At 60.9% G+C, this 13,226-nt stretch carries 1 protein-coding gene; it reads right to left on the bottom strand.

What is annotated here, in order from left to right; genetic code table 11:
- Positions 1–52: 52 nt before the first annotated feature.
- Positions 53–13,138, bottom strand: a complete 13,086-nt coding sequence (locus ACP26L_RS16180; RefSeq protein ID WP_426454014.1) for an amino acid adenylation domain-containing protein — start codon at positions 13,136–13,138, stop codon at positions 53–55.
- Positions 13,139–13,226: the final 88 nt, after the last annotated feature.

The raw sequence follows: 13,226 nt of genomic DNA, 5'->3' as shown, positions 1-13,226 counted from the left end.
ATGCCGGTACGGCAATGCCCCTCGGACCGGCTCCGAGCGAACATCAGCTTAGTTAAAAGTCGAAGTCACTGCCTCTCAGGCTCAATACGGCTTCTTTCTCCTGCATGACCTGCGTGCGGTCCTCATCGCTTAACAGCTCGATATCCTGAAGCCGCTTCTCGCTGTCACTCGTGACTTCGTCGACAATCCGTCTGAAGTCTCCGATCAACCGCTCCATCGTCTGCCGCTTGAACAGCCTGCTTGCATAGGTGAGGGTCAGCTCAATGTCATCCCTGGACTCGAAGCCGGACAAGCTGATATCCACGCGGGAGCCCTTCGTTTCGAGCGGAATGGCTTTAAACCAAAGTCCATCTTCGTCTCCCGCCTGCTCATAGTCCACATTGTTCAAGTTAAATACCGCATCGAACAGCGGGTTGCGGCTGAGATCGCGGCGGATGCCCAGCCTCTCGGCCAGCTGTTCCAGCGGGTAGCTCTGATGGTCGTACGCCTGCAGCGAGCTCGTCTTGATCTCCTGCAGATACGCCCGGTACGTCTTCCCGCCCGCCGGACGGCTTCGCAGCGCCAGCGTATTGACGAACATTCCGACCATCTCCTGCAGGTCCGCGTGCGGTCTTCCCGCCACCGGCGTCCCTACCACGATGTCCTCCTGCCCGCTGTACTTCGACAGCAGGATCGTGAACACCGACATCAGCACCATCGGCATCGTCGCTTCCTGCTCCTTGGCCAGCGCCCTCAGCCCCTGCGTCGCCTCTCCGCCCAGCGTGAAGTGCAGACGCTCGCCTTCGAAGCTTTGCAGCGCCGGGCGTTCGTAATCGTACGGCAGCCTCAGCACCGGCACGCCGTCCGCGAACTGCCTCGTCCAGTACGCTTCCTGCTTCGCCAGCTCGCCTTCGCTCAGCCGCTTGTTGTGCCATGCCGCATAATCCTTGTACTGGATCCGCAGCGGCTCCAGCGCTTCCCCGTTGTACAGCCGGACGAAGTCCTTCACCAGAATTCCCATCGACATGCCGTCCGAGATGATATGGTGCATGTCCAGCAGCAGGTACTTCCGGCCTCCGGCTGCCGCCAGCTCCGCCCGGAACAGCGGCGCCCGCTCCAGCTCGAACGGCTTCACGAACTCCGCGGCGATCGCCTCAATCGGCTTCTCCCCGTAGGAGCGTGCCGGCACGTGGAAGGCCGCATCCCGCTCGATGCGCTGCACGATCTCGCCGTCTTCCGCCGCGAACGACGTCCTCAGCGCTTCATGGCGCTGCACCAGACCCTTCAGCGCCTGCTCCAGCCGGCCCGCGTCCACCCGGCCTTCCAGCTCATACACGCCCGGCATATTGTACGCCGTGCTCTGCGGATCCAGCTGCTGCAGCGCGTACATCCGCTTCTGCGCGGACGACGCTTCGTACCACGCCTGCTCCGCCACCGGCTCGATCGCCTCGTACGCCCGGGTGCCGGCCGTCTCGATATAGCCCGCCAGCTCACGGATCGTCGGCCGCCGGAACAGCTCCTGCAGCGGCACCTCTACCTGCAGCTTCTGGTGGATTCCGCTCATCAGCAGCGTCGCCTTCAGCGAGTGGCCGCCGAGGTCGAAGAAGCTGTCGTGCACGCCGACCTGCTCCACGCCCAGCACCCGGCTCCAGATCGCCGCCAGCGTCTCTTCGACCGCGGTCTGCGGCGCTTCGTAGCCGCTGGTCACCAGCGCGCTCTCGTCGGGCGCCGGCAGCGCCTTGCGGTTCACCTTCCCGTTGCTCGTCAGCGGGATCTCTTCGAGCTGAACGAAGTAGGCCGGAATCATGTACTCCGGCAGGCCGGCTTTCAGGTGCCCTTTCAGCTCGCCCTTCTCCACGGGAGATGCCCCACTGTGGCCGACAAAGTACGCGCACAGGTACGCCTGTCCGCTCTCGTCCGTCCGCGCCGTCACCACCGCTTCCTTCACAGCGGCATGGCCCGCGAGCCGGTGCTCGATCTCTCCGAGCTCAATCCGGTACCCGCGGATCTTCACCTGGTTGTCCATCCGACCGAGGAATTCAATCTCTCCGCTTGGCAGCCAGCGGGCGAGGTCCCCGGTTTTATACATCCGGGTGCCAGGGATGAACGGATTGTCCACGAACTTCTCCGCCGTGAGCTCCGGACGGCCCAAGTACCCGCGCGTGACCCCGTCGCCCGCGATGCACATGTGGCCCGGCACGCCGACCGGCGTGAGCCCATCGTGCGCATCGACCATGTAGATCTGCGTGTTGCCGATCGGCTTCCCGATGGTGAGGCGCGCCGCCCCTTGCTCCATCCGCTTCACGGTCGACCAGATCGTCGTCTCCGTCGGCCCGTACACGTTGTAAACCGCCAGGCGGTCATACGCCTGCAGCCGCTCCCACAGGGCGGCGGGCAGCTCTTCGCCTCCGATCAGGAGGCGCTGCATGCCGCCCAGCGCTTCACGGAACGCCGCATGCTCCAGCAGCAGCTTCAGGCGCGACGGCGTGCTCTGCATCGCTTCGATGCCAAAGCGGCGGATCAGCGCCGCCAGCTTCGTGCCGTCGCTGCCTTCCTCCTCGCTGCCGACAATCACCTGCATCCCGTGCGCCAGCGGCACGAGCGTCTCCAGGCCGAAGATATCGAAGGAGATCGTCGTCAGGCACAGGATCGAGGTGCTGCGCGTCAGCTCCGTGGCCTCCACGATCGCCGTGATGAAATTGCTCACCTGCCGGTGCTCGACCATGACGCCCTTCGGGTTGCCCGTCGAGCCGGACGTATACAACACGTAAGCGAGGTCGCGGCTTGTGTTCACTGGCTCAAGATTGGCGTCGGCGCCCTGGTACAGGCTGTCGGCTGTGATATCCAGCAGCACTCCACCGAAGTGCAGCTCCCCGGCCAGTCCGGCCAGTCCGCCGGAGGTCAGCAGGAGGCGGACCTGCGCATCCCCCAGCATGTAGCCGATCCGATCCTTCGGATGGCTCGGGTCCAGCGGCAGGTACGCCCCGCCGGCCTTCAGGATGCCGAGGATGCCGACGAGCATCTCCAGCGACCTTGGCACCATGAGACCCACGACCGTATCGGGGCCTACTCCTTCGCGCCGCAGGACGCGCGCCAGCTGATTGGCTCTCGCATTTAGCTCACGATATGTGAGCGACTGCCCGCCGAAGTGCACGGCGGCCCGCTCCGGCGTCCGCCCGACCTGCTCCTCGATCAGTCCGTGCACCGTATGCTCCCGTGCGAACTCGAGGGCCGTATCGTTGAACTCCTCCGTCAGCTGCCGCTTCTCCGCCTCGGTCAACATATCGATGCGCGATGTGCTCACCTCGCGGCTCCCCGCCACCGTTTCCATAATCTGCAGCAATTGGTCCTTCAACCTCTGCACCTGCTGCGGATCATATACCGCTACATTATAAGAAAGCATGAACGTCAGCTCGTCGTTCGGGAACACCATGACGTCCAGATCATAGTTGGTTTGTTCGTGAACGGTGATGTCGCTCATCGTAAAGCCCAGCTCCCCGTCCGGGGCCTTAACCAATTCATCGATCGCATTGTTCTGGAAAATCAGAATGTGATTCACCAGATTGTCCTTCACTTCCGACAAGGACTGAATCTCCGCGAGCGGGTAGTAATCGTACTTCGCGGCTTCCAGCGCATCCTGCTGCAGACGTCCCAGCAGATCTACAAAGCGGATGTGCTCCTCCGTACGGACCCGGATCGGAATCGTATTGATGAACAGACCGACCATCTGCTCGATCCCGTCCACCTCCGCATTGCGGCCCGAAACCACCGATCCGAAGACGACATCGTCCGAGTTCGTGTATCTTTGCAGCAGGAGGCCCCACACAGCCTGGATCACCGTATTCAGCGTGACCTGCGCTTCCTTCCCGATCTCAGTCAAGGCCGCGGTCAGCTCCCGGCCAACCGTAAAGCTCAAGTGGCCCGGCTGGAACTGCCCGTCCCCCGCTTCGCTATATCCGGGAATCCGGGCGACCGTCTCGTACCCTTCCACCTGTGACGCCCAGAACTGCCGGGCCTTCCTGGAACTCCGGCTCTGCAGCCACTGAATGTAGTCGGCGAATCGGGGAGGCTGGCTCAGTACCGGCGTGCGGCCATTCTTCATCGCTCCGTAAATGACAAACAGATCTCCGATAATGATGCCGCTGCACCAACCGTCCATGAGGATATGATGTGAGCTCCACACGACCTTGTGGCGCGCTTCACCGAGCTTTAATACCGAGAGGCGGAGCAGGCTGTCCGCCGCAAGGTCGAAGCCCCGGCGCCGGTCCGCTTCTTCCCATTCGGCCACATAGTCAGCTTGCCGCTGCGGATCCAATCCGCTGATATCCTCGTAATGGAACTCCGCCGGCCGGCCCCCGAGAATAAGCTGCTTAGGCGTCTTGAGCTCCTCGTGCACAACAGCCGTTCTTAGAATCTCATAGTGCTCTACCAAACGACGGAAGCTTTGCTCCAGCAGGCCTGTATCCAGCTCGCCGCCGGCAATGAACGATTTTTGCTCCACATACGTGCCCGATCCTTGATTCAGCAGCGAATGGAACAGCATCCCTTCCTGCATTGGAGTCAGAGAGTACACATCCTCGATCCGGTACCCTTTCTCCCCCTCAACCTTCGCTTTGAGCCCCTCCAGCTCTTGAAGATCCAGGTCCGGAGCCGCCGGGTAGTCGGAAGGCGTCGTTTCGCTGTGGGCCCGATTCCTGCAGTGCTCGATAACCGTCAGCAGACCTGCTTGATACCAGGCCGCAACCTGCTCCATCGTCTCTTCGTCAAAGAGGAGGCCGTTGTAAGAGAGGACGATCTCCAGGCACCCGTCCGTAATGGTGCCGACAATCTCGAGATCGTACGCTTTGTCTCCGTGAGGACTGATGTCCTGTCCGGCGGACAAAGGCGATAGCCCGAACAGCCCGTGATCGATGTCGCCGTCGAACTGGCCCAAGTAATTGAATTTGATCTGCGGCTTCACTTCACGAAGGTCCGGGTGATCCCCCAGGAACGCCAGCATGCCGTACCCAATGCCTTTGTGCGGAACCCGGCGGAGCGTTTCCTTCACTTCTTTGATAAGCGTGCTTACTCGGTCAGCCCCCTGTAAAGGAAGCAGCACCGGATAATGCGTCGTGAACCAGCCGACGGTTCGGGAGATATCGATATCGCCCTCCAGGTTCTCCCTTCCGTGGCCTTCGAGCGTGACCAGCACCTGATCGGCTGCCGTCCACTTCCGGACCGCAAGACCCAGCGCCGCCAACAGAAGATCGTTGATTTCCGTACGGTATGCCCGGCTCGTCTGCTTCAGTAATGCTTCCGTTTCCTCCCGGCTCAGTGAGAGCGCAGCCTTCCGGTAGTGCTTCAGCTGCCTGCCGGGGTGCTCATCCGGCGTGCGACCGACCGGCAGCGCCGAGGCCGCCGCTTCCTTCAGCCGCTCCCAATACGGCAGCTCCGCCTGCAGAAGCTCGCCGGCCGCCTGCTCCTGCAGGGATGCCGCCCATTCCCGGAACGAATTCGTTTTGGATTGGAACACAACCGGCTGACCCTGCAGAGCCTGGCTGTACCCCGTTGAGAAGTCTTCGAACAGGATTCTCCACGATACCCCGTCCACGACCAGATGATGAATGGCAATCAGCAAATGATCGCCCTCGTCTGTGCGGAACAAGCCCAATTGGACCAGCGGACCGTTCTGCAGATCGATACTGCCCTGGATCCGGCTGCACTGCTCCTCCACCGCTTCATTGACGCTGCCTTGACCTCTGTAATCCAGAACAGTCAAATCAAACAGCGGCTCCTCTACGCCCCGATTCAACTGGAGGATTCGTGCATCCTCCACACGGTACACCATCCGCAGCGCATCGTGATGCTCAGCGATATGCCGGAACACCCGCCGGACCGCCTGCTCGTCGAAGCCCTCCCGGCTGTACAGCATCACCGCTTGGTTCCAGTGATGCGGATCCTTCCGGTTCTGTTCGAAGAACATCGCCTGAATCGGGGTGAGCGCCGTTTCCCCGGTGACGGCCGCCTGACTCACAACGCGCCGGCTTGTCGTTACTTTCGCGCTCAATTCCTGAATCGTGACGCGCTGGAACAGCTCCTTCATATCCAGCCGGTACCCGTACTTCTGCAGCTTGGAGACGATGCGGATCGCCTTGATCGAATCGCCGCCGAGATCGAAGAAGTTGTCGCGAATGCTCACACGCCCCGCGCCGAGCACTTCACTCCATACCTCCGCGAGCCGGGTTTCGATTTCCGTTCTCGGTGCTGCGTATTCGCCGGCGCCCCCGCGGAGGTCCGGCTCAGGCAGCGCCCGGCGGTCCACCTTACCGTTGCCGGTCAGCGGCATCCGCTCCAGCAGGGTGAACGAGGAAGGCACCATATAATGCGGCAGAGTTTGCATGAGCTCGTCCCGGATACCCGCTAGTTCCGATCGCTTCGGGCCGACCAGATAGGCTGCGAGCAGTGCATCCTGCCCGCCGCTCTTCCAAGGGAGCACCACCGCTTCCTGAACCGCAGGGAGGCTCAGCAGCTTCGCTTCGATCTCCCCGGGTTCGATGCGGTAGCCGCGGATCTTCACCTGATTATCGATCCGTCCGATATACTCAATCTGGCCGTCGGCCCGCCACTTGGCGAGATCTCCCGTCCGGTATAACCGTTCCCCGGGAGCAAAAGGATTCTCCATAAATTTCTCGGCGGTTAATTCCGGGCGGCCCAAGTAACCGCGTGCAACGCCGGCCCCGGCCACCCACAGTTCCCCGGGCACGCCGGCCGGTGCGAGATGGCCCTGCCGGTCCGCGATATAGATCCGGCCCCCCGCAAGCGGCCGGCCGATCACACCGGCGAACGATTCGATTCCTTCCCGTGGAAGAAGCCCGGCCGCACAGCCGATCGTGCTCTCCGTCGGCCCGTAATGGTTCATGAACCGGACCCGGCCCTCCCGGTCCATTTCATAAAACTGCTCGAGATGCTTCGAATTGAACGGCTCCCCGCCCAGGATGATCAGGCGCAGGCGGCTCGTCTTCACGATCCGCTCCAGGTCCTCCCCGAGCAGCAAAAGCTGGAACAGCGACGGCGTCATTTTCAAATACGTGCAGTGCCCCAGGGCAAACCGGACGAGGGCGTCAGGATCCTTGTATGTATCTTCAGGGGGCAGATGCAGGGTGATGCCGCCGGCCAGCGCCGTGTACACAGCGGTATAGCCGAGATCGAACGCATAGGAAGAAAGCAGCGCCGTGGCGTCTTCATCGGTAATGCCGGCTTTCTCGATCATGGCATCCACATAATTCGCAAGACCCGAATGGGTTACCATCACACCCTTCGACTGCCCGGTAGTGCCCGACGTATAGATCACGTAGGCCAGACTGCCGCTCGTGTGGACCCGCGACGGATTGCCGGCTGCTTCGCTGTGCAGCCCGCTTTCGTTCACAGCAAGTCCGCCGTCGGTAAGATCCAGGACGAGTCCTTGAAAGTCCTTCAGCTTATAGCTCCATTGTCCGCTTGTGCCGGCTCCGCTGCCGGCGGTGATCACGATCTGTACACCCGCATCGCCAAGCACATGGCGGATCCGCTCCTCCGGATGCCCGGGGTCCATCGGCACATAGGCTCCTCCGGCCTTCAGAATCCCCAGCATGCCGACGACCATCTCGACGGAGGGCTCTGCAAGCAATCCGACAAGCGTATCCGCCCCGACTCCGTGACCTTGCAGCACATGGGCCAGGCGGTTCGACCTCTCGTTCAGCTCGCGGTACGTAAGCTGCCGATGCCCTGCCGCCACCGCCGGGTGCTCCGGTCTTCTCACAGCCTGGGCCTCAAAGCGCTCCACGATTGTGGTCGTATCCGCAGAATCAGGGGACGCCGCACGGTTAAAGTCGTATACAATCTGCCGCTTCTCTTCCGGCGTGATCAGCTCGATGCCCGATACCGGAATGTCCGCCTGGGCGATGACGGTTTGGATGATCTGCAGCAGATGGCGGCGAATCCCGTCTACAGCCGCCGGATCATACACCTGTTCGTTGTAGGAGATGACGAAATTGATCTCATCCCCCGGAATGACCATGACCGCCAGATCGTAGTTGTTCTGCTCGTGGATCGACGCGTCCGTCACGCGCAGCTCCAAGCTCGAAGGAAGACGGTTCAGCGATTCGTCCACATAATAATTCTGGAAGGTCACCAGGTGGTTGACCAGCTTCTGCTTGACCCCGGTTAAAGCCTGGATGTCCGCCAGCGCATAATAATCGTAGGGTGCCGACTCCAGCGCCTGCCGCTGCATGCTCTGCAGCAGATCGGTGAAGCGGCTGGTCCCATCAGATTTGACGCGTACAGGGACCGTGTTGATGAAGAGACCGACCATTTCCTCGATCCGTTCCACTTCGGCATTGCGTCCCGACACGACGGCTCCGAACACGACGTCCTCGCTGTTTACATAGTTTTGCAGCAGGATTCCCCAGATGGCCCCGATCACCGTATTCAGCGTCACCTGCGCCTGCCTGCCGACCGCAGTCAGCGCTTCGCTCGAAGCTTGGCTCAGCGCAAACTGGAGTTTGGCCTTCTGGTACGCCTGCCCGTCTCCCGCCGAGCTGCCGGGAATCTGCGCGACCGTCTCGTATCCTTCCAGATAACGCGCCCAGTAACGTCCGGCCTCGCTTTTGGACTGCCGCTGCAGCCAGTGGACGTAATCCGAATACGGGGCAGGCTCACGCCAATCCCGGTCCGGAGCTTCCTCACCGGAAGCAAGCGACGCGTACAGCCGGAACAAATCCTGCAGGACGATGCCGCCGCACCAGCCGTCCATCAGGATATGGTGCCAGCTCCACACGATCCGGAACCGCTCTCCTCCGAGACGGAACACGGTGAGACGGTTCAAAGGATCCTCGCTAAGCTGGAATCGCTGCGACCTGTCCACGGTTTCGAAGTCGCGGACATGCAGCGTCCGCTCGCTCTCCGTCCATGCGCTGAGATCCTCATAGCGGAAGCTCCCACGCCGTCCTTCCACAATGAGCTGCTTCGGCGATGGCAGACCTTCATGAACGACTGCCGATTTTAGAATCTCGTATCGGTCCAGCAGCCGATGGAAGCTTTCCTCGAACCGAGCCACATCAAGCCGCCCTTCCACCGTGAAGGCTCTCTGCTCCACATAAGCGCCGGATGGGTCACCCAGCAGCGAATGGAACAGCATTCCTTCCTGCATCGGCGTCAGCGGATAAATTTCTTTGATCCGTAAGCCCTGGCCCTTCTCGTACCTCGATTTCAAGGCTTCGAGTTCTTCAAGCTCCAGATCGCCTGCCAGGTAGTCCGACGGCGTCCGTTCGACGTCCGGCTTGCTCACGCAGTGGCTGATGATCGCCAGCAGATGGCGCTTGTAGGAAGCGGCCAGGTCTGTCATGGTCGATTCCTCATAGCTGTGCCTGCTGTACGCCAGGGTAAGGGCCAGCCGATGCCCTGAGATGTCCCCTACGATATCCAGATCGTACAGAGGCTCGCCGTCAGGACTGACGGAAGGGCCGCCGGACAGCTTCGAGAGCTCGAACAGACCGCCTTGGAGCGCCTCGTCGAACTGGCCCAAATAGTTAAAGGAGATTTGGGGACTGGCTTTCCAGGCTTTTCCTTCGCCGAGATGCTTCAAGATGCCATAGCCGATGCCTTTGCCCGGAATGCGCTTCAGCGTTTCTTTTACCCGCTTGATCGAATCACCAAGCCGGCCCTCGTCCCCCATCTTGAGCAGCACCGGAAAATGGGTCGTGAACCAGCCTACCGTACGGCTGATGTCGAGCGTCCCGTCCAGCGGCTCCCGGCCGTGTCCTTCCAGATTCACGAGCACCTGCGGCTCTTTCGTCCACTCCCGCAGCGCAAGCGCAAGCGCCGTCAGCAGGAGGGCGTTGATATCCGTACCGTACGCCCGGTTCGATCTTTTCAGCAGATCGTCCGTCTCTTCCCGGCTGAACTCGATGCTCACCTGGCGCTGATCCTTCACTTGAGGTCTGCCCGAGGCGGGGCTGAGGCGATGATCCGCCGGCAGCGGCTTCACGTCCGCATTGCCGACGCTCTCCCAGAAGCCCGCTTCCTCCTGAAGCCGTCCGGTGTCCGCGACCTCCTGCAGGTAGGCTCCCCAGGCTTGAAACGAGTCCGTTTTTGCTTGAAGCCTGAGCGCCTCCCCTTGGAGCGCCTGCTCGTAAGCCGCCCCGAAGTCTTCAAGCAGGATTCTCCAGGAAACCCCGTCCACCACCAAGTGGTGAATCGCAAGGAGGAGATGATCTCCTTCACCGGTGCGGAACAGTCCGGCCTTCACGAGCGGCCCCTGCTCCAGCTGCATGCTGCTTTGCAGGCGCTGCCCATGACGGTAGATGGCCTCCTCCACCTCCGCTTCGCCCCGCACGTCGACGGCGGTGAACTCGAACAACCGGTCATCGGCCGGCCGGTTCACTTGGATGACCCGTCCGTTCTCCTGCCGGTACGTCATCCGAAGGGCGTCATGATGGGTCACAAGGCAGGCGAGCACCTTGCGGAGGAGCTCCTCCGAGAAGCCTTCCCTGCGGTACAGCATGACGGACTGGTTCCAATGATGCGCATCGGTCAGGTTCAGCTCAAAGAACATCCGTTGAATCGGCGTCAGCACGGCCGTTCCCGTTACGACTTCCTGCCGGACGGCGCTTTGTCCTGCGGTCACTCTCCGGCCGGCCTCCTGCAGGGTGGCATGGTCGAACAGCTCCCTCACTTTCAGCTGGTAGCCGTACTTCTGCAGCTTGGAGGCGATGCGAATGGCCTTGATGGAGTCCCCGCCGAGATCAAAGAAGTTATCGTGAATGCCGACCTGCTCCACACCCAGCACTTCCGACCAGATCTCCGCCAGCTTTGCCTCCACCTCATCCCGCGGAGCTTCATACAGGGCCCGGCGCGAATGGACGTCGGGCCTAGGCAGTGCCTTCCGGTCCACCTTGCCGTTGCCTGTCAGCGGCATCTGCCCAAGCTGGGTAAAGTAGGACGGCACCATGTACTCGGGCAGATTGATTTTCAGATACGCTTTAATCTCCGCAGTATTAGCCTGAGCCGTTCCCACAAAGTATGCAGACAAATACTTCTCGCCCTGTTCGTTCTCCAAGGCCAGCACGACCGCTTCCTTCACATCCGGGTGGCCGAGCAGCCTCGCTTCGATCTCGCCGAGTTCAATCCGGAAGCCGCGCAGCTTGACCTGATGGTCCGCCCGGCCGAAAAATTCGATATTGCCGTCCGGCAGCCATCTCGCAATATCGCCGGAACGGTACATTCGCTCGCCGGCGCGAAACGGGTCCGGGACGAATTTTTGGGCCGTCAGCTCCGGCTGTCCCCAATAGCCCCGGGCCAGACCGTCTCCGGCAATCCACAGCTCGCCGACGACGCCGATCGGCGCGAGACGGCGGTCCCCATCCAGAATGTAAATTCGCGTATTGGAGATCGGCTTTCCGATCGGCAGCGTTTTCTCCCACCGCTCCTTCGGCTCATACCGGTAGACGATACAGCCCACGGTGGCTTCCGTCGGTCCGTATTCGTTGATAATGTCCGTATTCCCCCCGAATTTGCGGTACACACTGTCCGTCAGCGGGTAAGACAGCTCCTCGCCTCCGACGATGAACTTCGAGATCGAGATCTCATCGAGAGACAATCCGTTTATGACGCTCAAATGGGCAGGCGTCAGCTTCATGATGTCCAGCTTTTGCTTCACGATGTGCAGGAAGGAGAGTTTGTCGCTCGTGTCGTAGATCGTCAGCTTGTGCCCGCTTAAGAGCGGTACGTACATCGAGGTTACCGTCAAGTCGAAGGAAATCGAAGTGAACAGAGGGAAATCGCCGATCCCGTTCTCCTGATAGGCAGCCCGGCAGTAGGAGAGATAATTGAGCAGGGAACGGTTCTCGATCATCACGCCCTTCGGATTCCCCGTACTGCCGGACGTGTAGATCACATAAGCCAAGCTCCGGGGCGAAGCGGTCGTCTCCAGGTTGCTGTCGTCACCTGCATACAGATGCCCGGCTGTCAAATCCAGGACTTTGCCGTCAAACGCAAGGCCATCCATCAATCCGGGCGTCGTCAATACCAGACGGGCGCCGGAATCGCGCAGCATGTATTCCTTCCGGTCGTCGGGATAGCTGACGTCGATGGGCACGTATGCCCCGCCCGCCTTCCATACCGCCGCCACCGCGATCATCAGCTCCATTGAGCCATGGGCCAGAATTGCGACGAGCTGATCGGGTTCCACGCCTTGATTCCGCAGCAGCCGTGCAAGCTGGTTCGCCTTCGCATTCAGTTCCCGGTAAGTTAACGTTTGGCCGCCGCATTCAACTGCAATATGCTCGGGTGTCGCAGCCGCCTGCGCTTCAAACTGCTCTTTGATCGTGGAATCCAGCGGATAGCCGGCGGACGTGTCGTTAAAATCGTGCAGCAGAAGCTGCCTCTCCTCCGCGGTCACGATCTCGATGCCGGATACCGGCCGCTCCAGATCGGCTGTCAGCTCAAGGAGAATATGTATAAATCGGGCTCCGAAGAGCGCTATCGACTCTTCTTTGAACAGCCTGCTGTTGTATACGAACGAGACCGCAAGGGAGCCGTCCTCCCGTTTGGCCACACATACGGCAAGCTGATTTTGGGGGGAGCGGCAGATCGAGTCGATGTGCCCCGGCGAATGCAGTGTGTTCAGCGAGATGTTGGCGGATGTCAATTCCAGCAGGTCGCCGCAGAGATCCGCGCTTTTCAGCACCTGCTCCACGTCGCAGTATTGGTGGTCATAACAAGCGAGCACCCCTGCCTGGACCGCACGGAGCAGCTCCCTGACCGTGGCTTCTGGAGGAACGCCGACTTTGCAAGGAAGCACTTGGTTTACGAGCGGCTGCTCCCCCTGCTGCCGGCTGCCCCCAAAAGCGGGAATCCCGACCGTGTAGGCCGGCTGCCGGTTGTACTTGGAGAGCTCCACGTACAGCGCCGCCGTCATCAAGACAAACAGCGGCAGATCATGCCCCTGCGTTAAAGCATGCAGCCGATCTTGAAGCGCTTTGCCGAGCGCGAAGGTTTCCGTCCGGCTCTCGTACTTTCCTTCCGAGAAGAAATCATGCGGCACCGCTGCCCGGTCCACCTCAGATAACCCCAGACTCTTCCAATATTCACTGGATTGAGCTATTTTCTCGCCCAGTGAAATCTTTTCCTTCGGGTGGATCATGATGTTCCTCCTCTTTCCCTTAGTTCCGCCGGTGGAGCCGGACGGTCATCGCGGCTTATCGCAGGACCGTCCGGTACAGCGGTCAAGC

Source organism: Paenibacillus sp. S-38, from assembly GCF_049942825.1.
Taxonomy (GTDB): Bacteria; Bacillota; Bacilli; order Paenibacillales; family NBRC-103111; genus Paenibacillus_G.
This window is presented reverse-complemented; position numbering and strand designations above follow the sequence as displayed.

Excerpts from the sequence above, each read along its gene's own strand:
- ACP26L_RS16180 (WP_426454014.1), bottom strand. The coding sequence starts at position 13,138 with ATGATCCACCCGAAGGAAAAGATTTCACTGGGCGAGAAAATAGCTCAA.